Source organism: Mesorhizobium sp. M0518 (genome assembly GCF_040321125.1).
Lineage (GTDB): Bacteria > Pseudomonadota > Alphaproteobacteria > Rhizobiales > Rhizobiaceae > Mesorhizobium.
In genome coordinates, this window is the sequence record NZ_JAMYQY010000007.1 from 107,083 (window position 1) to 131,485 (window position 24,403).

Below are 24,403 nucleotides of genomic sequence, written 5' to 3' on the forward strand. Positions count from 1 at the left end.
AGGAGCGGTTCGAACGTCGACTTTGGGTTGGGGACACACAGCGCAAAGGTGAGTTTGGTATGAATTCGAATCCGAAACCTACGACAGCAATTGACGCACCGTCTCTCTCATATCGGGCCGGGCAAGCCGCCCGGCGGCGGCTGGGGTCGCTCGGTGCGTTGCTGCTGGCTGCTCTTGGCGCTTTCGTGGCAACCCCTTCCTACGCCCAGGACATTCCGACATCGCCGTCCTTCGTCGATGATTTCAAAAGCTTCGATCGTGCGCGCTGGTATGTTTCCGACGGCTGGAACAACGGCAGCCATCAGAATTGCACCTGGTCGAAAGGCATGGTCGGACTGTCGAATAATGTGCTGTCGCTCGGCTTCGAAAAGCAGACGTTGAAGGATCGCGACTACGTCTGCGGCGAGATCCAGACCAAGCAGCGCTTCGGCTACGGCACCTATGAGGCACGGCTGAAGACCGATACCGGCTCCGGCCTCAACGCGGCGTTCTTCACCTATATCGGTCCCAGCGACAAGCAGCCCTGGGACGAGATCGACTTCGAGGTCCTGACCAAGGACACCTCCAAGGTGCAGGTCAATGCCTATATCGCGGGCAAGGGCAAGAACGAGAAGCTCGTCGACGTGCCGGGCGGCACGGAGAACGCCTTCAACGACTACGCCTTCGTCTGGCAGAAGGACAGCTTGCGATGGTACGTCAACGGCCAGCTGGTGAACACGATTACCGACCCGGCGAAGCTGCCCAGCCATGCACAGAAGATATTCTTCAGTTTTTGGGGCAGCGATACGATGAAGGGTTGGATGGGAGCGTTCGCGGATCCGGGCCGCAAGCTTTCCCTGCAGATCGAGCGGGTTGCCTTCACGGCGCTCGGCGAACCCTGTCAATTTCCGGAATCGCTGGCATGCAGTGTAAAGTAGTTGGGAAAGTCGATTTGAACCGGCGGGACCGAAAACGGTCCGCTGCCTTGCATGGGAATGAAACCGAATGAATTTGACGGTGTTTGGAATTGGCTATGTCGGCCTCGTGCAGGCTGCGGTCCTTGCCGAAGTCGGGCACCAGGTCGTGTGCGTCGACATCGACGCCGCCAAGGTCGAGCGGCTCAACCAGGGCCTGGTCCCCATTTTCGAACCCGGTTTGGAAAACCTCGTTAAGGAAAACCATGCTGCCGGCCGCATCAAGTTCACCACCGATGCCGCCGCCGCGGTCAGGCATGGCGAGATCCAGATGATCGCGGTCGGCACGCCGCCGGGCGAGGACGGCTCGGCCGACCTCAAATATGTGCTGGCCGTCGCCGAGACCATCGGCCGCGAAATGGACAAACCCAAGATCGTCGTCGGCAAGTCTACGGTGCCGGTCGGCACCTGCGAAAGGGTGAAAGCTAGGATCGCCGACACGTTGAAGAAAAGAGGCCGCGAGGACCTGGCTTTCGATGTCGCTTCGAATCCCGAGTTCCTCAAGGAGGGGTCCGCGGTCGCCGACTGCATGAAGCCGGACCGCATCATCGTCGGCACCGACAGCGAGGACACCGAGGCTGTGATGCGCGAACTCTACGCGCCGTTCAACCGCAACCACGAGAAGATGATCGTGATGGACGTGCGCAGCGCCGAATTCACCAAATATGCCGCCAACTGCATGCTGGCGACCAAGATCAGCTTCATGAACGAGATGGCCAATTTGGCCGAACAGCTCGGCGCCGACATCGAGGAGGTCCGCAAGGGCATCGGCAGCGATCCCCGCATCGGCTACCATTTCATCTATCCGGGTCTGGGTTATGGCGGCTCGTGCTTCCCCAAGGACGTGCGGGCGCTGATCAAGACCGCCGAAGGCGTCAAGTTCGACGCCAAGCTGCTGCGCGCCGTCGAGGAGCGCAACAACGCACAGAAATCGGTTCTCTTCGACAAGGTGGACCGCTATTTCAAGGGCAACCTCAAAGGCAAGACCTTTGCGCTCTGGGGCCTGGCCTTCAAGCCCAACACCGACGACATGCGTGAGGCGCCGGCGCGCGTCCTGATGGAAGCGCTCTGGAAGGCCGGCGCCAATGTGCAGGCCTATGATCCCGAGGCGATGCAGGAATGCCAGGCCATCTACGGACTGCGCGACGACCTGCTTCTGTGCGGCACCAAGGAGGCGGCGCTGCGCGGCGCCGATGCGCTGCTGATCGCCACGGAATGGAAGAGCTTCCGTGCGCCCTCCTTCGATGCGGTGAAGGATGCGCTGATTACGCCGGTCATCTTCGACGGCCGCAACCTCTATGACCCCAAGGTCATCGCCCGCCACGGCATCGAATATCACTCGATCGGCAGAATGGCGGCATGAGACCAGGTCCTGGCAGACGGATGCAAGACCGGTCCGCACATGGCCTGCGGGCGCTGGGACTGAGCGCGTATTTCTGTGTGGAGTTGTAGCCGATGGTGCTGGACGTAAAGCCGGGGCAAATCACCAAGGACCATTTCGATCTCGTTGCGATCGGCTCCGGCTTCGGTTCGGCCTTCTTCCTGCATGAGTTCGCCAAGCGCCGAAAGGCGCGCATTCTGGTGCTGGAGTGGGGACGCCACAACACCCATGAATGGCAGCTCGAGCAGAACGTCAACACCGACATCGAAGACGAGACGACCTACAAGACCAATTCCAACAAGCCGTGGAACTACACGATCGGACTGGGTGGCGGGACGAACTGCTGGTTCGCGCAGACGCCAAGATTTCATCCCAATGATTTCCGGCTGAAAAGCACCTACGGCATCGGCAATGACTGGCCGATCAGCTATGACGACGTCGAGCCGTTCTATTGCGACGCGGAAGACATCATGTCGATCTCCGGCGATCCCGACATGGCGGCGATGCTGCCCCGCTCGAAGCCGTTTCCGCAACCGCCGCATCGCATGTCGACACCGGACAGGATGATGAAGGCGGCGCAGCCCGGCCAGCACTTCGTCATGCCAACCGCGCGGGCGCGGCTGCCGACATCGCAACGCACCTCGTGCTGTGCCAATCTGCGTTGCTGGCTGTGTCCGGTCGACGCCAAATTCACCGTCAACAACGGCTTGATGCACGTCTTCGAGCATCCCGACGTTTCGGTCTGCCTCGGTGCGGAAGTGCGCCGGCTCGATCACGTCGGCGGCGCTGTCCGTTCGGTCACGTTCAGCCATGACGGCAAGGAATACCAGGTCAGCGGCGATCTCTTCATTCTCGGCGCCAATGCCATCCAGAGCGCGGCGATCATGCTGCGATCCGGCCTGGGCGGCGAATTCGTCGGCAGCGGCCTGCATGAATCCTACGGCTGGAATTTCGAGGTCTATCTAGACGGCGTCGACAATTTCGACGGCAGCACCATCACCACCGGCCTGAATTTCGGCCTCTATGATGGTCCTCACCGATCGGAGCATGCGGCGGCACTGGTCTATTTCGAGAACCGCTGGCAGCACGGACTGCGTGCCGAAAAAGGGCGGCTACGCCAGGCGCTGCCGCTTGTCGTGGTCACCGAGGACTTGCTCGATCCCGAGAACTTCGTCACGCTTGACGAGGATGAGAATGCCTTCGTCAGCTTCAAGGCGCCATCGGACTATGCGGTGAAGGGCATGGCGCGCGCTCTGGAGAAATTGCCTGGCCTTCTGGCGCCGCTGCCGGTCGAAAAGCTCTTCGATCGCGGCATCCGGCCGACCGAATCGCACGTCCAGGGCACGCTGAGGATGGGTACGGGCGCAGCCGATTCGGTCATCGACAGCGGCATGATCCACCACCAGCTCAGAAATCTGGTCGTCGTCGGCACCAGCACCTATCCGAGCTGCTCCTGCGCCAACCCGAGCCTGACCGCGGCAGCGCTGTCCTTGCGGGCGGCGAGCCGGATCGCGTGAAAGGAGGTATCGCATGATCGAGATTTCCCGACGCTCGGCCCTGGCCGTCATGGCTGGCGGAGTGGTTTCGACAGGGGTCGCCTACGCCGCCGTTTCCTCGTTCTCGGACGAGGATCTGGTGCGCGTCACGCTGGAAAAATACCTTGGCAAGTTGAACATCCGCATCGAGCATCTGCAGCAGTTCGTGCTGGCGTTCCGCGACAGGAATCCATGGAACTTTCCGAGCGAAAAACTGAGTGACGCCGTCACCTTGGTGGAGGAGCTCAAACTGGGGGCCGCGCGCCGCTTGCTGCCCCAGCGGAAGCGGGAAGATCTGCTGCATTTCGACCGCTGGGTCGTCGCCGAATTCCATATGCTGACGGACTACGCCTGGCGCAGTTCGCCCAACGACCCGATCCGATTTACCGGCTGGCAATCCTGTACCAATCCCTTCGCCAATCTGGAGCCGCCGAAACTTGCCTGACGTCGAAAAGAGAGGCGGCGGACTTTGCTGTTGTCTCCGAGCAAGGAATACGAGATGCGACAAGGAGCCCGATCATGAAAGTTCTCTTTGCAGGCGGCAACGGCTACCCGCCTGAGTTCAGCGGCGGCGTTCAGTCGAGCACGCATCATCTGGCCGAACAGCTGATCGAGCACGGTCATGAAGCCGCTGTGCTCGCCGCCCTGTTCGGTGATGGTGTCTTCGGCTTCAAGGCGCGCGCCAAGATGAAGCTGTTGCGGCAGCCGGCGGTTGTCGACAGCTATCCCGGCTATCCGGTGGTGCGGGCCTGGTTTCCCTGGGAAGCGGCGGGCTATGCCGTCGACAGGCTGAAACCCGATGTCGCCGTGGTCCAGTGTCACAAATCGGTTCCGATCGGCAAGGCGCTGCAGGCGGAGGGCGTGCCTCTGGTCGTTTATCTCCGCAATGTCGAGTTCCATGAATTGGGCGGCGATCTGCGCGAATTGCATTCAGCGCTTTACATCGCCAATTCGGACTTCACCGCACGTACCTACAGACAGGAGTTCGGCATCGAGGCGGTGGTAATCCCGCCCACCATCAACCCGGCGCACTACTCGACGCCAACGACGGGCCAGTTCGTCACGCTGATCAACCCTTATGAGGAAAAGGGGTTTGAACTCGCGGTGCGGATCGCCGGCGCCTGCCGCGAAATCCCATTCCTGTTCGTCGAAAGCTGGAAGCTCGACGACGATCACCGGGCGCGGATCGAACAGACGATCGCTCCCTTGGGCAATGTCGTCCTGGAGAGCCGCACCAGCGACATGAAGACGGTCTATGGCCGCACGAAGATCCTGCTTGCTCCCAGCAAGTGGGAAGAGGCGTGGGGCCGCGTCGCTTCGGAGGCCCATTGCAGCGGAATCCCGGTTGTCGGCTCGCGGCGCGGCGGTCTGCCCGAGGCTGTCGGCTCCGGTGGCGTGGTGCTGGATTACGATGCTCCGCTGGCCGATTGGGTCGCGGCCGTCAGGCGGCTGTGGAACGACAACCAGGAATATGACCGGCTTTCAAGCCTCGCCCGCAGCTTCGCCGGGCGCCCGGAACTCGATCCCGATCGCCAGTTCATCACCTTCTTCTCGATACTGGACAGGGCGATGCAGCAACGCGCGCGACAGGCGGCCTAGAGGAGTTCGCCGTGTCACGGAAACGGCGAACTCCTCTAACTCTTTGTTTTGATCAATTCCCAAGGGAAAGCGCTATGCGCTTTTCCCGGGAAAACCGTTCACACTTTTCCTGGAATTGCCCTAACGGCGCCGCCTGAGCAGGTCAGGCCGGGCGTTTGACCCGGCTTTTCAGCGTCTCGTAGCCGCGGGCGCCAAGCAGGGCGCGGGCAATGGTCTTGGCAGCGCTCTTGCGGCCCTCTTGCGACTTGATCTGCCGCAGCCTTGCCGGCAGGTTCCTGGCCGCCTGACCAAGTGCCGGCAGCGACAGCGTGTTGGGAAAGCTGACCATATGCGTTTCCACGCACAGCACCGGCTTGCCTGACAGTTCGGTGATCCTCAGCGCCTGTTCGTGCTCGCTCTCGATGAACAGGATGGCATCGGACTTGCGGTAGAAGTCGGCCTTGAAACTGCCATGCGCGCCGAGCCGTTGCCGTTCCGCCTTGCTCGGCAGATCGAGCATGATCAACTGGTCGTATTTGATCTCATGCTTGGCGAGCCATGCCTCGGTGAGCGCGCGGTATTTCTCCAGCCGGCTGGTGACCAGCCAGCCGATCCTGTGGGTCGCGACATGGAGCGGCCGCGCTTCGCTGAGGAATTTCTCATAGGCCGGGCCGTCGTCGTTTTCCGCCTCTGTCGGATCGAGGCACAGCACGCCGTCAATATCGACGCAGCATTGCGCCAGGAATTTATGATGCATGAAGTTCCACTGGAACATGCGCGGATGCGGCACGACTTCGAAGACGAGGTCGGTTTCCTGGTGCTGGGGCTCAAGGCCGAACACGGCGGCAAAGGTGAACTCCGCCTCGATGCCCGAAGCCTGGATGCGGGCGCGTGCGTCGCGCATGGCGTTGCCGCCGGCGACGCTGTCGTCGATCACCAGCACCTTGCGCATCTCGGAAACCTTGCGGTCGAGAGCGGCACGGCGCTTGGTGACGCCAGACGTATAGATCCGACCTGCCAGGAAGCTGTCGAGATCGGTCATCGGGATGTTCGCGGCAAGGCTGACCAGCGTCGCTGCCAAAACGCCGCTTCTCGGCACACCGACCACGAGGTCGATATCGCGCGGCAGCCGGTGCAGGCCCCTGACGATGGCGTCGTTCATATCGGAGATCGATCGGTAGTGCATGGTTCAGACCTGGTCCTGGAGGAGATGTCCGTAGCAGTCGAAGACGCCCAAATTATTGCGCTTCGCGCGCCGCCGCCGCAGGCAGCCTTGCCGGCAGCATCTTGAGGGCCTCGCGCAAGGCTTCGCGGCCGGAGGCGAATGCCAGTGCGATGACGATGGTGATGAGGTAGGAGAGCACGGCGCCGCTGGCCAGGGCGACGACATGCTGCTGGGGCAGCAGGGGCTTGATGAACCAGATCACGGCCAGCGCCAGATGGGCGCCAAGCACGAACGGCGTTGCCGCGCGAAGCACATGGTGCGCCTGCAGCGGCCCGCTCCTGCCGACATAAAGCCACAGGAACGGCGTCCGCAGATATTCGCTGATCGCATAGGCGATCGCCACGCCCAGCGCGCCATAGGGCAGGCCGAGCATGAAAGCCAGCACCGACGTCACGGCCGTTATGATGCCCCAGCGCATGAAATCGCCGGAGCGGCCCTGGCTGACGAAAAGCCACCCGGCCGGATTGTTGAGCGGCTGCAGCAGCCCGGCAAAGCCGAGCGCCAGGAAAATCGAGGCGCTTGCGCGCCATTGCTCGCCGAGCACGAAGGGGATCAGCACATCCGACATCGCGGTGGCGAAGGCGACGCCGGGAAGCGCCACCAGAAGGATCAGCGGCATGACGCGCAGATAGGCGCTGCGGTAGCGATCCGGCTCGTCCTTAAGCCTGGAAAGCGCCGGAACCATCACCTTCGACAGCGGGTTGGTGATCTGGCTCAACGGAAACAGAAGCAGCTTGTAGGCGCGGTCATAGAGGCCGAGTTGCGCCTCGCCCCAATATTTGCCGATCAGCACATTGTCGAGGTTGCGGGCAAAGAAATTGGCGAAGTTGAAGCCGGTGATGCCGGCGCCGAAATTGATCAGCTCGCCGATGCCGGCGACCTTGCGCGGCAGGCCCGGACGCCAGCGCGAGCTCGCCCAATAGCAGAGCGTCGGCAACACGGCACCGGTCAGCGTACCGGCAAACAGGGCCCAATAGGAGCGATCGATAAAGGTCCAGGCGATCGACACCGCAAGCCCGGCAATGGCGCTGGCGACGTCGATGACGGCCAGCCGGCCGAACTGCATGCGGCGTGTCAAGAGCGCCAGATGCTGGGCGCCCAGCCCATAGGCCATGATCTGCAGCCCGAACGCAGCCACCAGGCCCGTCACGCGCGGCTCGCCGTAGAAGGCAGCAACCAGCGGCGCCGCACCCGCAAGCACGCAAGCCAGGATAGCGCTGACGGCGACATTGATCCAGAAGAGGTAGTTCACCTCCTCATGCCGGATGCCTGATTTCTGGATCGTCGCCTGGGTCAGGCCGAAATCCTGGAACAGGGCGATAAAGGCAAGCACCGGCGCGCACATCGCCACGACACCGAAATCCTGTGGCGACAATAACCGCGACAGCACGATGACGGACAGGATCTGTGTCGCGACCCGCACCGATTGCGCCATGGCCGTGACAACCGCGCCGCGCCCAACCGATTTGCGCAAGGAGCCTTCTGGCGGATCGAATGCATTGGCTTCCAAATTCAGGATTCCTGATTTTTTACGTGGATTTCCGAGCCCGAAATCCACGACCGCCGCCGACTACAAACTACGGCAATAATTTTGCAGTGCAACAGAAAACGTCGATGTGTGCAGCAAAAATGTTGCGATGCAGCAAGAGCTGTACTAGCATTCCCTCGGGTGGGCCAACAGCGGTCGAGTGTTTATGCTGCATGTCTTGTACCTTGTGCACGACGTTTCCGACCCGGCGGTGCGCCGGCGGATCACGATGCTCAGGGCAGGTGGGGCCCAGGTCACTTTGGCCGGCTTCCGTCGCACCGCGAATCCGATTGCGGATATCGAGGGACTGCGGCCGATCGACCTCGGCGCGACGCGTGACGGGCGATTCGGCCAACGCCTCGCGGCCATCGCCAAAGCAGCCGTTTCGACAGGCTCGAAGCTTGGCGGCATGCCAAAACCGGATCTCATCATCGCGCGCAACCTGGAAATGCTGGCGCTTGCCCGCCGCGCCAGGTCAGCCTTCGGTGCATCGGTCCCGATCGTATACGAGTGCCTCGACATTCATCGGCTTGTGCTGCGCAACGATGTCCTGGGCAAGGCGCTGCGCGCCACCGAACGCTTTCTGGCCAGGGATGTGAAGCTGCTGGTGACCAGTTCTCCTGCCTTTATCGCCAATTATTTCAAGCCGTTCGGCCAGGTCGCGGCACCCATCGAGCTGGTCGAAAACAAATATTTCGAGGCCGCGACGATCTTGCCCGGCGCTCCGGAGGCTGAAGAGAGCCCGGCCGGTCCGCCATGGCGGATCGGCTGGTTCGGTGCGCTGCGCTGCCGCCGCTCGCTCGAGCTGCTGGCCGATTTCTCCCGCCGCATGGAGGGCCGCTTTGAAATCGTGCTGCGCGGACGTCCGGCTTTGTCGGAATTCCCTGACTTTCACGGCTTTGTCGAAGCCGAGCCGTGGCTGTCGTTTCTCGGGCCCTACCGCAATCCGGAAGACATGGCGGCGATCTACAACGATGTCCATTTTTCCTGGGCGATCGATTTCTTCGAAGCGGGGCAGAACTCCGAATGGCTTCTGCCCAACCGGCTCTACGAAGGCTGCCGTTTCGGCGCGGTGCCGATCTCTATGGGCAACACCGAGACCGGGCGGTTCCTCAAACAGCAGGACATCGGCGTGCTGTTGCCGCAGGCTTCGCCCGAGGCACTCGAAGCCGCGCTAGGCAAGATGGAAGAGCATCGCTTCGCCAGGCTGAAAGGGCGTGTTCTGGCGCGCAATCCGAGGACCTGGAGCTACGATCGCAGCGACTGCCGGGCGCTTGTCGAGCGGCTGCGCAGCCTGACGGCCGTGCCCGGCTCCTTTGCCGCCGAGGCATTGGCATAGGATGGCCGGGGATGGACAGAGGCAAGATGGACAGGGGTTGATGACGCAAACCGAAAGACCCTCATCCAACCTGATCGTTATTCCGTGCCTGAATGAAGCCGCCCATATCGGTGCGCTGCTCGATCAATTGCGGCCCGCGGCCGCCCGGCTTGGCGCCCGGATCATCGTCGCCGATGGCGGCAGCACCGACGGCACGCTTTCCATCGTCGAGGACGTGATTGCCAAGGACCCGCGGGTTATCCTGCTCCACAACAAGCGGCGCATCCAGAGCGCGGCGATCAATCTCGCCGTCGGTACCTTCGGCGATGGTGCCGACTATCTCATCCGCATCGATGCGCATGGCGGTTATCCCGACGATTATTGCGACCGGCTGGTCGAGGAAGCCCTGGCTACATCAGCGGATTCGGTTGTCGTTTCGATGCTGACCAGCGGCAGCGGTGCCGTGCAGAAGGCGGCCGCTGCGGCGCAGAACTCCAAGCTCGGCACCGGCGGCTCGAAGCATAGGCATCTTTCGCAGGGACAGTGGATCGATCACGGCCATCATGCACTGATGCGGATATCGGCGTTCGGCGCTGTTGGCGGCTATGACGAAACGTTCAGCCATAACGAGGACGCCGAGCTCGATTATCGCCTGCGCAAGGCCGGCTACAAGATCTGGATGAGTGGCAAGACGCAGATGGTCTACTATCCGCGCGCCTCGCTCTCAGGCCTCTATTTCCAGTATCTCGGCTACGGTCGCGGGCGTGCCAAGAATGTGCTGAAGCACCGCGTCATCCCAAAGATCCGGCAGATGGTGCCGCTGGCGGTGTTCCCGGTGGTTCTTCTTGCGGCCTTCTCCTTCGTGCATTGGATTGCGGCAGTGCCTTTGTTGCTGTGGGTGTCGGTGTGCCTGGGCTACGGACTGGTGGCGGCTATCCGCCAGCGCAAGGCTGACGTTGCGCTGGCCGGTGTCTCGGCCATGGTCATGCATCTTGGCTGGTCGGTTGGCTTCTGGCTGCAGCTTCTCGGCCTCGGCTCGCGACGCGGAGTGGCCTGATGGCAGTGTCGGCAAAGAACCGCAGCATCGACATCGGCGTCTGCACGTTCCGCCGGCCGGAGCTGGCTGACACGCTGCGCTCGCTCGACGCCATGGAGATGCCGGCGGGATTCGATATCCGCATTATCGTCGCCGACAATGACGACACCCCGACGGCCCGTGACCTGGTGGCGGCGCTGTCGCGGGAATTGACGGTGCCGATCCACTATCGGCATGCCCCGGCGCGCAACATCTCGATCGCCCGCAATGCCTGCCTCGATGCGAGCACAGCGGATTTCGTCGCCTTCATCGATGACGACGAGACGGCCACGCATCAATGGCTCGCCGAACTGGTCGTGATGGCGCAGCAAAGCGGTGTCGCCGTCGTGCTCGGCCCGGTCAGGGCGCGCTATCGCCCAGATGCGCCGGACTGGATGCGGCGCGGCGATTTCCATTCGACCTTGCCCGTCTGGGTGCGCGGCGAGATCCGCACCGGCTACACCTGCAATGTTCTGCTGCGGATGGGCTCGGATAGCCTGCGCGGCCGCCGCTTCAGCCTGGCGCGTGGCCAGACCGGCGGCGAGGACACCGAATTCTTCGATCAGATGCACAAGGCGGGCGGCCGCATCGCGTTCTCGCCCGAGGCCTGGGTCGACGAGGTGGTGCCGCGCTCAAGGGCGGCATTCGACTGGCTCGGCCGCCGCCGCTTCCGCGTCGGCCAGACGCATGGCCATCTCCTGGGCAGCAGCGCCAGCGGCATCGGCCTGGTCAAGCAGGTCGGCCTGGCCTCGGCAAAGGCCATCTATTGCTTCGCCTCGGCACTTCCGGTCGTCGTCAGTCCGGTCCGCAGGAACCGCAGCGTGCTGCGCGGCATTATGCATGTCGGTGTCGTCAGCGGCCTCGTCGGCATCCGCGAAATCCGCCTCTATGGCCAGCCGTCGCCACAGGAGGGAGGCAAGCGTGCAGTCTGACGTCAGCTCTGTCCCCGATGTTTCCTTCGTCATTGCCGCCTACAACGCCGAGGCGACCCTTGATCGGGCGATTGCCAGCGCCATCGCCCAGAAGGGTGTCAGCGTCGAAATCATCGTCGTCGACGACAAGTCGCGCGATGCTACGCTCGACGTGGCGCGGGCCTATCCAGGGGATATCGTCCGTGTCGTCGCCCTGGCCAGCAACCGCGGCCCCGGCGGCGCCAGGAATGCCGGCCTCGACGCCGCCCGAGGCAGATGGATCGCGGTTCTCGATTCCGACGACGCGGTCTTTCCCGGCCGGCTCGCGGCCATGATCGCTCGTGCCGAAAGCGCGGATGCCCAGATCGCCGTCGACAATCTGCAGGTCGTTCGCGAAGATGGCGTCATCGAGGACGCGATGTTTCCGCGGCAGTATCTGGAAGGCTTGCGCGAGATTTCGCTGGCCACCTACATCGCCGGCAACGTTGTCTTCGAATCCAAGTTCAACCTCGGCTATCTCAAGCCGATCTTCCAGCGCGAGTTCCTGAACGAAAACCGGCTTCGCTACGACGAAAAGCTGAGGATCGGCGAAGACTACGTCCTGTTTGCCGAAGCCCTGGCCAAGGGCGGCAAATGCGTGGTCGAGCCCGATATCGGCTATGTCTACCATATTCGCAGCGGCTCCATTTCGCGCGTGCTCGAGCTTCACCACGTCGAAGCGATGCGCAGGGCGGATGCCGTGTTCGCTCAAACCCATCGGATGGATGAGGCCGCGCAGGCCGCGTTTGCCCGGCGCGGCCGCAGCCTGCGCAAGGCGGCATCGTTTCTGTCACTGGTACAGCACATCAAGGCGCGGTCCCCGCTCAAGGCGATCCGGACAGCGCTCAGCGACCCGGCGGCGGTCAGGCATATGGGCATGCCGATCGCCGTGCGGTTGCGAAGAATAGCGGCACAATTTGCCGTTGGGGCGGGGAGGTGAAGATGCAGGCACATGGAGGGATTTTTCGTGGCCTGTGAATGGACTGAAGTCGATCTCCTCAGAAGGAATTTGCGATGAAGAAAATCAGGAAGGCCGTGATACCGGTGGCGGGGCTTGGAACACGGTTCCTGCCGGCGACCAAGTCGATGCCGAAGGAAATGCTTCCCGTGGTCGACAGGCCTGTCGTGCAATATGCGGTGGACGAGGCCTTCGAAGCGGGCATCGAGCACATCGTCTTCGTGACCGGTCGCAACAAGGCGGTGATCGAGGACTATTTCGACCTGCATCCGGAATTGATCGGCACCCTGGAGCAGACCGGCAAGAAGACCCAGCTGGAGGCGCTCGAAAGCATGCTGCCTGTGGCCGGTGCCACCAGCTTCATCCGCCAGCAATCGCCGCAAGGCCTCGGCCATGCCGTCTGGTGCGCGCGCGAGGTTATCGGCAACGAGCCCTTTGCCTTGCTGCTGCCGGACATGGTGTCCTTCGGCGGGCGCGGATGCCTAGCCGAAACCGTCGAGCTTTATGAGCGCACGGGCGGCAACGTGATCGCCGTCGAGCGTTGCGAACCGAGCGAGACCAACAAATACGGCATCGTTGGCCGTGGCGCCGAGATCGGTGGCGGTTTCGAGGTGACGGCCATGGTCGAGAAGCCGGCGCCGGCCAATGCGCCGTCGAACTTCTACATCAACGGCCGCTACATCCTGCAGCCCGAGATTTTCGCTCTTCTGGGCAATCAGCAGCGCGGCGCCGGCAACGAGATCCAGTTGACGGATGCCATGGTTCGTCTGTCGAAGGATCAGCCGTTCTTCGCCCAGCCTTTCCTCGGCCGCATGTTCGACTGTGGTTCCAAGGAAGGGTTCATCCAGGCCAACATCGCCTTCGCGCTGGCGCGCGATGACATGAAGGGTCCGGTTTTCGAGATGCTTCAGGAGTTCGTCCGGTCGCATGAACGCCAGGAAGAAGCCGCATAATGCCCATCTTTCGGGAGCATGGTCAGATGGCTGGCGAAGAGGGGCCGGCAGGTTCTCGCCGTCTGGCACGACGCTTGCTTCGCTTCTGGCGATGCTCCCGATCTTCGAGGCGCCTGCAAGCCAAGGCATGATCCCGGAAAGTGGGTCCCGGTTTCCGGAAAAGATCATGTTGAAACAGTGAGATAGAGCCCATTGCGACGGACCGGCTCTAGAATTGGACCGAAGATGAATTATGCCAATTTTCCTCTCGACAAGAGGATGCCATTGCCGAATTCGGACGCAGGAGACGGCGAAGACTTCATCGATATCGAGCGGCTGCTTGGCATGGCCGCACGGCAGGCCAAGGTGGTTGCCGTGTGTGCCGTCATCGGTCTCTTCCTGGGCCTGTTCTATTTGCAGACAACGCCGCCCAAATATCAGTCGGTCGCGAGCGTGCTGATCGACGAAGGCTTGAACAAGATTGTCGACGATATCTCGGCGGCGTCGACAACCATGCAGACCGATTCCGCCATCCTGAGCCAGATCGAGATCCTGACCTCGACGCGGCTTGCCGCCGTGGTCGTCGACAAGCTGAAGCTCGACCAGAACGACACGTTCATGAATCCGCCCCAGTCGGCGCTTGCCCAAGGCATAGGCCTTATCCGCAGCGTGATTCAGTATGTCCGCCCCAGCCCTTCCCTTCCGGGTGGCGCCGACTTCAGCAAGCTCGACCCCGCCGCCCGCGATGCGCTGATCGCCACGTCGCGCCGCGACTACGCTATCCTCAAGCTGCAGAACGAGATCCGGGCGGAACGCGTCGGCCGAAGCTACGTCATCGCGCTCGGCTATCAGGCGACGGATCCGGCCTTGGCAAACGCCATCACCAAGGCCTATGCCGATGCCTATCTCGCCGATCAGCTCGATGCGAGCTTCGATGCCACCGAGCGGGCTGCGGTGTGGCTGCAGGGCCGGTTGACGGAGCTGCGCCAGAGTTCGCAGGCAGCTTCGCTCGCGGTTGAGAAATTCAGGGCCGAACATGGGCTGGCCGCCAACAGCGATGGCCAGCTGATGAGCGACAAGCAGCTTTCCGACCTCAACGCCCAGCTTATCGTGGCGCAGGCCGACACCGCACGCGCCAGCGCCCGCTACCAGCAGTACAAGGCCATTGTCGACAGCGGCTCCGAAAACGCCTTCAAGGATGCCGCCATATCGAGCGACCAGCCAAGCAGTTCGGTCATATCGGCGCTCAAGACCCGCTACCTCACAGTGGCCAAGCGGCTGCAGGACGTCGAGGCGAATTTCGGCCCCGAGCACCCGCAGGCGGTGGCTCTCTCCAAGGAGAAGGCCGACATATCGACGCAGATTTTCGGCGAGCTGAAGCAGCTGACCGAAAGCTATCGCAACGAGTATGAGGTGGCGCAGGCACGCGAGACCGCGCTCAGGGCCAACGTCGCGGCCGCGCAAGGCAAGAGTTCCGTCGACAACCAGACGCAAGTCAAGCTGCGTGAACTCGATCAGCAGGCGACGGCGCTCACCACGCTCTATCAGACATTCCTGGGTCGTTACGAGGAAGCCGCGCAGCAGCAATCCTTCCCGGTCGGCAAAATCCGCATCATCTCGGACGCCTCGATGCCGTTTGCCGCGTCAAGCCCGCGCACCATCGTCGTGCTCGGACTTTCGCTGGTGCTTGGCCTGCTGATGGGCGCCGGCTTTGGTGGGCTGAACGAGTTCAACGAACGCTTCTTCAGGACCGGCGAGGACGTGCGCGACCGCGTCAACCTGAAATTCCTCGGCTATCTGCCGACGATCGGCGGCAAGCTCGGCAAGGAAGAAAAGCCGGGCGATACCCAGGTGGACGCCAAGACCACTCAATCGCTGTCGGCGGCCGAAAGGCGGGCGCGCATGCGGGTCAGCATCGATTCTCCAGCCTCGATGTTCTCCGAAACGCTGCGCAGCGCCAAGATCGCCTTCGACGTCGTGATGGAAGGGCAAGGCAGCCGCGTCATCGGCATTATCTCGGTGCTTCCCGGCGAGGGCAAGTCGACGGTCGCGGCAAATCTCGCGGGCTTGCTTGCCGCCAATGGCGCCAAGACGCTGCTGATCGACGGCGACTTGCGCAATCCCGGCCTCAGCCGGGGCCTTGGCATGGAAGCCGAGCAGGGTTTGATGGAAGCGGTTGTCAGCGGCCAGACTTGGCAGTCTGTCGGCAAGATCGACAGGCAGACGAAGCTGGCGATCATCCCGGCGGTGCTGCGCGGTCACTTCTCGCATACCAGCGAACTTCTCTCCTCGGCCGGCATGCGGCGCTTCATCGAGAACGCCAAGGAGACGTTCGAATACATCGTCGTCGATCTGCCGCCGCTCGGACCGGTGGTCGACGCCAAGGCCTTCGCCCCCTTGGTCGACGGGTTTGTCCTGGTCACCGAGTGGGGGCGCACGCCTCGCGCGATGGTCAGGTCGATGCTGGAATCCGAACCCTATGTCGCCAACAAGATCGTCGGCGCGGTGCTGAACAAGGTCGATTTGAAGAAACTGGCCAAATACGGATCGTTCGGTGGCTCGGAAAAGTTCTTCGATAAATATTCGAGCTACTATCTGGAAAAGTCGGAAGTGCGCGGCAAGGCGCCGGTCTGACATCGGTCATTGCGCGCGTGGGGCCACTTTGAGGTGTATCGATCTTCAGGTCAGCACACCTGAACATCGATGCGTCAGGAGAAGATCAGCCTGCCTTGCTTGTCGGCGATCCTGACGGCGGTCAGGCGTCCGCTCTGGAAGGCGGCTGTGTCGATGCCGAGCCGGCGCCCTTCGAGCTTCGGGACATCCACCGGCGTATGCCCGTGCACCACCCAGCGGTCGAGCAGGTGTGTTGCCTCGAAGAAGTCCGAACGGATGGTAATTAGGTCGTGGTCGGTTTGCGCCGCAAGGTCGACGCCGGGCCTGATGCCGGCGTGGACGAACACGAACTTCCGCGAGCGGACCATGATCGGCAGCCCGCGTAGGAAGCTGACGTGATCCTCTGGAATGATCTCCCTTATGCGCCTGTCGATCTGCGCGCTGCTCCCGTAGAGGCTGGTGAGGCGCGCCGGATCGATGCCGTAGGAAAACAGGGTTTGCAGGCCGCCCGTCGCCAGCCAGGGCTCGCGCGACAAATGTCCGTCGAGATAGTTCAGCATGGCCACTTCGTGGTTGCCCGCAAGACAAATGCGCTGAAACCCTTTCGGCGCCGGCGCCAGAAGGTGATCGAGCACCCGCGCCGACTGGAGCCCCCGGTCGATGTAGTCGCCAAGCATGACGATGATCTTGCGGCTCTGGAAGCGCAGCGAATCGAGCAGGATGTTCTGCTCCAGGGCGCGGAGTTCCTTGTAGCAGCCATGCACGTCGCCGATCGCGTAGACAACGGCATCCTGCATGTCGATATCCAGGCGCGGACGCGCCGCGATGCGGGGTTTTCGCTGGAACAGGGTCACGTGCGGCGTCTCGAGGCGAACTCTCATGCGGAAGGCATAAGCGCCTGATATCTTGCCCGAAACGGAGAATTCCGCAATCGTGGAAAATGCAACCACGCCGGGTTGGGACCGCCAATGCATGTCGCCCAAAAATGAGCTCGGTTTTGGAAGAACGGCCTGTGTGGAAACAAAGCCTGAATCCGCTCAGGCGCGACATGCTTTACGTCGGCCGTTGGGCCGGTAATGCCGGATCGTCGTCAGGCTGCCTTGAGCCGATAACGGAAAACGGTGTGGTCGAGCAGCAGCCGGATGCGTGGTTCGGCCTCGATCGCCACCAGCCAGCTTGCCGCGATCATCGTCGCGCCGACGACCGCCATCGAGAACAGATGTGGCAGACCGGCGCGGACCAGGATGCCGAGCAGGGCCGCGCCGACGACATCGTGCAGCAGGTAGAGCGGATAGGTCATCAGGCCGATCCGGCGCCAGCCGCTCCACGAAAGGTCGAGCCGCAGCGACCATGCCATCAGCGCGATGCCGATGAGGAAGATGAGGATCGGCGGCGCGAACGGCATATCCCGCCCGACCTTCAGGATATGAACGTCGACCGAACTAGCGATCTGCAGCACACCACCGGCCAGGAACAGGGCGCAGAAGGCAAGTCGGGCGCCTGTCACCGCCTTGAAGCGCATCAGCCACAGCATGACGCCGGTGGCGAAGAAAACGCCGTGATGCACCAGAAGCAGGGCGAGCGTGCGTGTTTCGGCAAGATCGGCCCAGCCGAGCGGGTAATACAGGCACCAAAACAGCGTGCTGACCAAGCCGATGGCGACGGCCACAATCTCCATCAGATGGAAGCGGCCAAGGCTGAGTAAGATCCAGACGATAGCATAGAAGGCGATCTCGATGCCCAGCGTCCAGTAGACGCTGTCCACCCAAGGCGCGTACGGAACGAACAGGCCGGTGCGTAGGAGCCTGATAACGGCATCGGTCGGCCAACTGAGGCCGACAAGCAGCAGCACCACCGCCGTGACCGGTGCGCAGATCCAAACCGCCGGCGCCAGCCGTTTCACCCTTGCTTCGAAAAACTGTAGGGGTGTCGACCTTTCGGCGCTGAAGGCGATGACGAAACCGCTGATGACGAAGAAGATCTGGACGCCGACCCAGCCGGATTCGACCCAGGCGCCTATTGCCGGCTGCGGGGGAACGCCGCCCGTCGCGCGCGCCGAAACACCGTCCGGATACGCCCACACCCAGAAGCCATAGTGGTAAACCATGACCATGAGGGCGGCGAGAAAGCGCAGGATGTCGACGCCGCCAAATGTAATCTTCTTTTGAGCCATGCGACCTGTGTCGATGGCCCCCCGCAAGCACTGTAGGGCGCATTGCTGCGTTGCACAATAAAAGATTGCTCGTCGATCCGAAAAGCGGCCTCGACAAGCCAAAGCCTTCAGCCGCTCAAAGGCCGATCCCACGGTCCTTCAGGGCCTTGGTGATCTCCTCGAGGATGATCGGATCGTCGATCGTCGCCGGCATGGTCCATTCTTCCTTGTCGGCGATCTTCTGCATGGTGCCGCGCAGGATCTTGCCCGAACGCGTCTTGGGCAGGCGCTTGATCGTCACCACCGTCTTGAAGGCGGCTACCGGGCCGATGCGTTCGCGCACCAGGCCGACCACCTCGTTCTCGATGGAGCCGACATCGCGGGTTACACCTGCGTTCAACACCACGAAGCCCAGCGGAACCTGGCCCTTCATGGCGTCGGCAATGCCGATGACCGCGCATTCGGCGACATCGGGATGGGCCGAAAGCACCTCTTCCATGGCGCCGGTGGAGAGCCGGTGGCCGGCGACATTGATGATGTCGTCGGTGCGGGCCATGACGTAGAGATAGCCGTCGTCGTCGACCATACCGGCATCCGCCGTCTTGTAGAAGCCGGGGAACTCGTCGAGATAGGCTTGGCGGAACCGTGCGTCGGCATGCCACAGCGTCGGCAGGCAGCCGGCCGGCAGCGGCAGTTTGACCACCACATTGCCCAGTGTGCCGCGAGGCACCTGATGGCCAGCATCGTCGAGCACGCGGATGTCGTAGCCGGGCATCGGCACGCCGGGCGAGCCGTATTTCACCGGCAACAGGCCAAGGCCGGCGGGATTGATCGTCATCGGCGAGCCGGTCTCGGTTTGCCACCAATGGTCGACCACAGGCACACCTAGCTTCTGCTCCGCCCATTTGATGGTTTCCGGGTCGGCGCGCTCGCCGGCAAGAAACAGCGTGCGGAATTTCGAGAGGTCGTGTTTGGCAATGAACTCGCCCTTCGGGTCCTGCCCCTTGATGGCGCGGAATGCGGTCGGCGCGGTGAACAGCGCGACCACGCCATGCTCCGCTATCACCCGCCAGTAGGTGCCGGCATCGGGCGTGCCGACAGGCTTGCCCTCGAACAGGATGCTGGTGCAGCCATGCAGCAGCGGTCCGTAGACGATGTAGGAATGGCCGACCACCCAGCCGACATCGGACGCCGCCCAGAACACCTCGCCCGGCTTGACGCCGAACTCGTTTTCCATCGTCCATTTCAGCGCGACCATGTGGCCGCCATTGTCGCGCACGATGCCCTTGGGCTGGCCGGTCGTGCCCGATGTGTAGATGATGTAGAGCGGATCGGTGGCCAGCACCGGCACGCAATCGACATTGGCGCCCGCTGCCCGTTCGCGGGCGACCGCATCGGCATAGTCGATGTCGAAATGCTCCTTCATCTCGCAGCGCAACTGGTCGCGCTGCAGGATCAGGCAGGCGTCCGGCTTATGGCGGGAGATCTCTATCGCCTTGTCGAGCAACGGCTTGTAGGCAACGACGCGGCCCGGCTCCAGGCCGCAGGATGCCGAAATGATCAGCTTCGGCCTGGCATCGTCGATGCGGGTGGCAAGCTCATGCGAGGCAAAGCCGCCGAAGACCACCGAATGCACCGCGCCGATGCGGGCGCAGGCGAGCATGGCGATGGCCGCCTCGGCCACCATCGGCATGTAGATGATGACGCGGTCGCCCTTGCCGATGCCGCGATTCTTCAGCACAGAGGTGAGTGCAACTACCTCGCGCTTCAGCTCGGCATAGGTGAACTTCCTGACCATTCCTGTGATGGCGCTGTCATGGATCAGCGCGATCTGATCGGCGCGCCCGCCCGCGACATGGCGGTCGATGGCGTTGTAGCAGGTGTTGCAGGTGGCGCCGGTGAACCAGCGGCCATAGACGCCGGCCGCGGCGTCGAACACCTTGTCCCAGGGCGAATACCAGTCGATGCCGCTAGCCGCGTCCGCCCAGAAGCGCTCCGGGTCGCGCTTCCAGCCTTCATAGACCTCGTGATAGCGTGAAGCCATCCGTACCTCCCCGGGAAATGTTTTCTTCCTTCCAGATAGCGCGCTCTAACCTTGGCCGCAAATCCACGCCATTGTGGCGACGGCATCGACCTGGCGCTTGGGGGCAAGCAGCTATGAATTGCGAGACAGGATTGGGGTTGGTGATGTTTGCTGCTGTGCGGTTCATCGGGCGCTTTGCGCAATCATCGGTCACGGGCGCCCTACTTGCTATGTCCACCGGAACCGCTGAAGCCGGCGATGCCGCGGCACGGCACATCATCGGCTTTTCGCCGGATGGCGCTTATTTCGCCTTCGAGCAATATGGAACGCTCGACGCCGGTGTCTCGGACTCCGGCTGGTCGCAGATCGATATCATCGATACCCGTACGGATCAGGTGGTTGGCGGCAAGCCGATCCTCGTCGTCGACGAGACGGAGGAAGCGACACTGACCCTGGAGCAGGCGAGGGCGCAGGCCGCCGCTCAGGCAGCGCCCGTTCTCGCCCAATATGCGATCACATCTGTGGCCGAGCAGGCCGCTTCCGACAAGTTTACCTTCCCGGGCGAAATGGTTGCCTACAACGACATCTCCCGCCTCGAACAGGTGTCGCGGAAATGGCTGGCGCCGCTCCATGGCGAAACAGGCATTTCGACCATCCAGCTCGACGAAATCCTGACGGCCAGCGCGACCGATTGTTCGGCGAGTTTCGATGCGACGCAGCAAGGCGACCAGGCACTTCAAGGGGAAAAGCCACTTCAAGGTGAGAAGGCAGGCAAGGCGCTCGGCTTCCGGCTGACGCTCCAAGGCCAGGATGGCAAGCCGATCAAGATCCTGCACGAGGACAAGACCGTGCCGGGCTCAAGAAACTGCCCGACCTCCTACAGCCTGTCGGAATCCTACCAATTCACCCCGGCCGGCAAGCCGGCGGTGATCGTCGTGCTGGTCCAGCGTTTCAGCCAGGGTTTCGAGGGGCGCGATCGTCGCTTCCTCGCGGTGACCGGGCAGCCACGCTGAGAGGTTGCGCCCAGGCGCCGGCAGCCGCTGTGTCTGAAGGTTGTTTCTAGATCGGCAGGGCCACAAGCATGAAGCCAATGCCGCCAGCGATCAAAATGGCTGTAGCCAGCGCTTTTCTGTGACGTTCGAAGCTCGTCGGAGCTCGCTCCCAATTGTAACGCATACGCTATCTCCCCAATACCCGGACAGGTTTTATCTTACTTAGGGGAAGAAATGCAACGTCCGCTGCCGGCCGGCCCGCTGCTTGTCACATTTCACCGATGACTATTTCTGGGACGAATGCGGCCGGGAAGACGCAACCGAGCAGGTTCTAACGCGACTGGGGCGGAGAATCTGTCAGCAAAGCCGTTGGTCCGGTGCACTGGGCTCCCATGATCGGCTGATAGACAGCGCTCCACCTCCGCGCTATCTGATTTCCGGGATGAGCGTGGCTTGGAGGGGCGTGGTGGAAATAGTCTCTGGAACCGTTCTGCGGCTAGCCGAGGATGCCTCCGTGCAGCATGTGGGCGATGGCGCAGTCGTGCTTTTGGCGCGCAGCGGCCAGCTTTATACATGCAACGGCACGACCGAAGCCTTTCTCGACAAGGTGGACGGCGCGCGCAACCTCGACCAGATCGTCGACCTGCTTTGCGAGGAGTTCGAGGTTGACAAGGGGACGCTCGATCAGGACATGGCGGCACTGGCCACGGATCTGATCTCTGAAGGTATCCTCGCCGCGCCAGGTGCTTGATGGCTGACGGCCCGCTCCTGCGCGCTCTGTTTCGCTGCCATCTCTGGGCAAGCGCGCGGCTGATGCCGGTCCTTGTCACCAACCGGAGCTTCGAGGAGGTGCTCAAATGGGCGCCGCTCGCCTCGTCGACGCCCTATCGCGGTCTGCCGTCCGCCTACATCGTCGCGAGTGTCAACCGCGCCGTCCGCCATCCCTGGCTGATGCGTGACCGCAGGTGCCTGAGGGAGGGTCTGCTAGGTCATCGTTTCCTGCGCCTAGCCGGTTTCGATCCGGACCTGCGCTTCGGCGTCGATCCGCAGTCGATGCAAGCGCAGCGCCTGGCAGCGCATTGCTGGGTCTGCCTCGATGGCACGCCGGTGGTCAGCGACAAGCTTCCCGGCATGGTCGAAATCTATCGTCATCATGCCGATGCCGTAAAGGCGCGCCCCGCTTGACCAGACCTTCAGCCTGCTATGGCCTCAACGGCCTGATCCTTGGCATATCGGCCGAGCGCCCCGAGCTGTGGCAGGATTTCGACCGGATGCTGGGCAGCCTGCGTATCGCGGAACCCGTCGAGCCGGACTTTCGTCTCGAGATCGCCGAGACAGTCACCTTGGACGAGGCACCCAACGGATCCCTCGTCTTCGATGGCGAGGTGCCGGAGGATGGTCACTGCCGGATGATCGAGGATGGTGGTATCATCCATCTGGTCTTTCCCGAGCGTCAGACCGTTGCCATCAATGGCGTGGCGGGCTGGGCCGAACTCCGGATCCGCCCTGGCGCGAAAGCCGCGTGGACACCGGCAATGCTGGTGCTCGACGCCGCGCTCGACGCCGGTGGCCAGCATATGCTGCACACTGCCGGCTTGACGTTGCCGGACAGCGATGCGGTGGTGCTGATCCATGCTCCGAGCGGCACCGGCAAGACCACGACGTCGCTCGCGCTGGCAACACAGGGCTTTGGCCTCTGCTCCGACGACGCCATGATCCTGAATGTCGCTTCTGGCAAGGTCGTCGCCTGGGGCTTGCCGCGCGCCGTAAAAATCCACCAGAAGACTGCCGAAATGATCCCGCAGGTGGCGCGATGCCTTGGCCAGACGTGGGATCGCAACAGCGAACAGCCCGTCCCGCTTGAAAGGCTGAGTGGGATCGTTCGGGTCGAAAACGCGACCGCCCGGCCGGTGGCGGCCCTCCTGCACCTGGCGCGTTCCGCCGACAGCCAGACCCGGCTCGTCGCCATGGCCGGGACCGACGCAATGGTGGCGCTGGCAGTGGACAATGTCCGCACGGGCATGACCGGGCTGCTGCCCATGCAGAAGCGCCGGCTGGCGACCATCGGCGGGCTGGTCAATGCGGTGCCGACCTTCCGGCTGGAGGTGGGCGCGCGCCCGGCTGACGCTGCGGCGCTGATCAGCGCCACCCTGGATTGACGTCAAGTCAGGCTACTTGCGGCCTGGCCTTGGCCAATCTCTGGATCCACCGGAAGGCGTCGCGGCGCAGGCGCGAGCCCAGTCTGTCCCTGGAATTGACGCCGAGCAGCGTATTCGTGGTGATCAACCGCTTGGCCAGCCGTATCGAGAGATCGGGCTTGATCCGGGCGGCGAGTTCAAGCGCTCGGCTCTCCTTGAACAATTGGCCCGTCACATCGAGCACAACAGCCAGTTCGAGTTCGATGCCGGTCATGCGGGCAGCATCGAACAGGCATGTTTCCGCTTCCGGCGACTGCAGCGCCCGCACCCCTTGCAGCACGTCGACGCAAAGCTGCAGCCGGTGGAATTTGTGGCCGCCGGCGGCGTGAACGATGGCGATCGTCAGAAGAGCCGCCGGCGTGTCGGTCGCGTCGCCGTCAATGGCGCGCAATTCTGGGAAACCCAGCGACAGGCGCCGCCGCATGCCGGTGTCATGCACGAGGTCGCCATGCAGTTCGACCAGCAGGCTGGAATTCTCCTTTTCGAGCCATTTGAATTCCTGCAATTCGTAGGATTCGGCCTCGTTGCTGCCAAGCTCGAAGCCGCATGCCGCGATCACCCGGTTTGCCCTGGCCAGATTGGCGGGTTCGACGAGGATGTCGATATCGGTGAACGGCCTGTCGGCGACGTTGCGGTAGAGCTTTCGCGCGAAGGCCGGCCCCTTGACGATCCGCGCCGGAATATTGTCCGCCGCCAGTCCCTTCATGATGCGGTCGCCATGATACTTCAACAGCATCGACTGGCCGGTGGCGATCGTCGCTTTCTGGCGCAGGTCCTCCAGTTTGTCTCCCAACTCCTGATCCGATGGCAGTTGCGCGTCGCCGCTGAGCTTGCGCAGCATGATCGGCAGGACGCCATGGAATTCGGCGTTGTCGAGCAGCGACATCAGCGTCTTTGCCGACAAATTATCGACGTCGACAGTCGGCGCTTCCGGATCTGCGTAGCGCAGCAGCAGCTTTTCTTCGGCAGGGGTAAGCGGTGGCAGCATCAAC

Annotated in this window: 21 protein-coding genes; 15 read left to right on the forward strand and 6 right to left on the reverse strand. The window is 62.6% G+C overall.

Annotated features, from left to right (window positions below):
* Window positions 1–59: 59 nt before the first annotated feature.
* The 5 genes from exoK to NKI66_RS12330 all read left to right on the forward strand — a co-directional run bounded on the left by exoK (window position 60) and on the right by NKI66_RS12330 (window position 5,468).
* Window positions 60–917 carry an endo-1,3-1,4-beta-glycanase ExoK gene (exoK, locus tag NKI66_RS12310; protein ID WP_127289886.1) on the forward strand — a complete coding sequence of 286 codons (858 nt, stop codon included), beginning with the start codon at window positions 60–62 and terminating at the stop codon, window positions 915–917.
* A gap of 67 nt (window positions 918–984) precedes the next feature.
* Window positions 985–2,316 (forward strand): UDP-glucose dehydrogenase family protein, encoded by a 1,332-nt coding sequence (locus NKI66_RS12315; protein ID WP_023811592.1) that lies wholly within the window; start codon window positions 985–987, stop codon window positions 2,314–2,316.
* Between the two features lie 92 nt (window positions 2,317–2,408).
* A complete protein-coding gene (locus tag NKI66_RS12320; protein ID WP_023811593.1) occupies window positions 2,409–3,851 on the forward strand; it encodes a GMC oxidoreductase in 1,443 nt (480 codons plus the stop codon).
* 13 nt (window positions 3,852–3,864) lie between these two features.
* Window positions 3,865–4,314: a hypothetical protein gene (locus NKI66_RS12325; RefSeq protein WP_023811594.1), complete on the forward strand. Its 450-nt coding sequence runs from the start codon at window positions 3,865–3,867 to the stop codon at window positions 4,312–4,314.
* 74 nt (window positions 4,315–4,388) lie between these two features.
* Window positions 4,389–5,468 (forward strand): glycosyltransferase, encoded by a 1,080-nt coding sequence (locus NKI66_RS12330; RefSeq protein ID WP_023811595.1) that lies wholly within the window; start codon window positions 4,389–4,391, stop codon window positions 5,466–5,468.
* A gap of 142 nt (window positions 5,469–5,610) precedes the next feature.
* On the opposite strand, the gene NKI66_RS12335 is transcribed toward NKI66_RS12330, so the two are convergent.
* Together NKI66_RS12335 and NKI66_RS12340 are read right to left on the reverse strand one after the other, a co-directional pair.
* Window positions 5,611–6,633, reverse strand: a complete 1,023-nt coding sequence (locus NKI66_RS12335; protein ID WP_023811596.1) for a phosphoribosyltransferase family protein — start codon at window positions 6,631–6,633, stop codon at window positions 5,611–5,613.
* Window positions 6,634–6,685: 52 nt separating this feature from the next.
* Window positions 6,686–8,182: a lipopolysaccharide biosynthesis protein gene (locus NKI66_RS12340; protein ID WP_023811597.1), complete on the reverse strand. Its 1,497-nt coding sequence runs from the start codon at window positions 8,180–8,182 to the stop codon at window positions 6,686–6,688.
* Between the two features lie 184 nt (window positions 8,183–8,366).
* On the opposite strand from NKI66_RS12340, the gene NKI66_RS12345 reads away from it, so the two are divergent.
* The 6 genes from NKI66_RS12345 (at window position 8,367) to NKI66_RS12370 (ending at window position 16,067) form a co-directional block, all read left to right on the forward strand.
* A complete protein-coding gene (locus tag NKI66_RS12345; RefSeq protein WP_023811598.1) occupies window positions 8,367–9,539 on the forward strand; it encodes a glycosyltransferase family protein in 1,173 nt (390 codons plus the stop codon).
* 40 nt (window positions 9,540–9,579) lie between these two features.
* The gene (locus tag NKI66_RS12350) at window positions 9,580–10,575 is read left to right on the forward strand and encodes a glycosyltransferase family 2 protein (RefSeq protein WP_023811599.1); all 996 of its coding nucleotides are present in this window, start codon (window positions 9,580–9,582) and stop codon (window positions 10,573–10,575) included.
* Complete coding sequence (locus NKI66_RS12355; RefSeq protein ID WP_023811600.1) at window positions 10,575–11,525, forward strand: glycosyltransferase family 2 protein; 951 nt, start codon at window positions 10,575–10,577, stop codon at window positions 11,523–11,525. Before NKI66_RS12350 ends, NKI66_RS12355 begins: the two co-directional genes overlap by 1 nt.
* Window positions 11,515–12,483 (forward strand): glycosyltransferase family 2 protein, encoded by a 969-nt coding sequence (locus NKI66_RS12360; RefSeq protein ID WP_023811601.1) that lies wholly within the window; start codon window positions 11,515–11,517, stop codon window positions 12,481–12,483. Before NKI66_RS12355 ends, NKI66_RS12360 begins: the two co-directional genes overlap by 11 nt.
* Before the next feature lie 74 nt (window positions 12,484–12,557).
* Complete coding sequence (locus tag NKI66_RS12365; RefSeq protein ID WP_013528099.1) at window positions 12,558–13,454, forward strand: UTP--glucose-1-phosphate uridylyltransferase; 897 nt, start codon at window positions 12,558–12,560, stop codon at window positions 13,452–13,454.
* A gap of 225 nt (window positions 13,455–13,679) precedes the next feature.
* Window positions 13,680–16,067, forward strand: a complete 2,388-nt coding sequence (locus tag NKI66_RS12370; RefSeq protein WP_023811602.1) for a polysaccharide biosynthesis tyrosine autokinase — start codon at window positions 13,680–13,682, stop codon at window positions 16,065–16,067.
* 74 nt (window positions 16,068–16,141) lie between these two features.
* Here NKI66_RS12370 and NKI66_RS12375 read toward each other — a convergent pair whose 3' ends face one another.
* From NKI66_RS12375 to NKI66_RS12385, 3 genes are all read right to left on the reverse strand, one after another.
* Window positions 16,142–16,900 carry a metallophosphoesterase family protein gene (locus NKI66_RS12375; protein WP_023811603.1) on the reverse strand — a complete coding sequence of 253 codons (759 nt, stop codon included), beginning with the start codon at window positions 16,898–16,900 and terminating at the stop codon, window positions 16,142–16,144.
* A 236-nt stretch (window positions 16,901–17,136) separates the two neighbouring features.
* Window positions 17,137–18,219 carry an acyltransferase family protein gene (locus NKI66_RS12380; protein ID WP_023811604.1) on the reverse strand — a complete coding sequence of 361 codons (1,083 nt, stop codon included), beginning with the start codon at window positions 18,217–18,219 and terminating at the stop codon, window positions 17,137–17,139.
* Window positions 18,220–18,334: 115 nt separating this feature from the next.
* Entirely contained in the window at window positions 18,335–20,242 is a 1,908-nt protein-coding gene (locus NKI66_RS12385; RefSeq protein ID WP_023811605.1) for a propionyl-CoA synthetase, read from the reverse strand.
* A gap of 209 nt (window positions 20,243–20,451) precedes the next feature.
* Between NKI66_RS12385 and NKI66_RS12390 the strand changes: the two genes are divergently transcribed.
* From NKI66_RS12390 to NKI66_RS12405, 4 genes are all read left to right on the forward strand, one after another.
* Window positions 20,452–21,234, forward strand: a complete 783-nt coding sequence (locus NKI66_RS12390) for a DUF2259 domain-containing protein (protein WP_352751744.1) — start codon at window positions 20,452–20,454, stop codon at window positions 21,232–21,234.
* Window positions 21,235–21,679: 445 nt separating this feature from the next.
* Window positions 21,680–21,964 carry a PqqD family protein gene (locus NKI66_RS12395; protein ID WP_013528093.1) on the forward strand — a complete coding sequence of 95 codons (285 nt, stop codon included), beginning with the start codon at window positions 21,680–21,682 and terminating at the stop codon, window positions 21,962–21,964.
* Window positions 21,964–22,398 carry a lasso peptide biosynthesis B2 protein gene (locus NKI66_RS12400; protein WP_352751746.1) on the forward strand — a complete coding sequence of 145 codons (435 nt, stop codon included), beginning with the start codon at window positions 21,964–21,966 and terminating at the stop codon, window positions 22,396–22,398. The genes NKI66_RS12395 and NKI66_RS12400 overlap by 1 nt, the downstream gene beginning before the upstream one ends.
* The gene (locus tag NKI66_RS12405; protein WP_023811608.1) at window positions 22,395–23,372 is read left to right on the forward strand and encodes a phosphoenolpyruvate carboxykinase (ATP); all 978 of its coding nucleotides are present in this window, start codon (window positions 22,395–22,397) and stop codon (window positions 23,370–23,372) included. Before NKI66_RS12400 ends, NKI66_RS12405 begins: the two co-directional genes overlap by 4 nt.
* Window positions 23,373–23,379: 7 nt before the next feature.
* On the opposite strand, the gene NKI66_RS12410 is transcribed toward NKI66_RS12405, so the two are convergent.
* A complete protein-coding gene (locus tag NKI66_RS12410; RefSeq protein WP_023811609.1) occupies window positions 23,380–24,399 on the reverse strand; it encodes a nucleotidyltransferase family protein in 1,020 nt (339 codons plus the stop codon).
* Window positions 24,400–24,403: the final 4 nt, after the last annotated feature.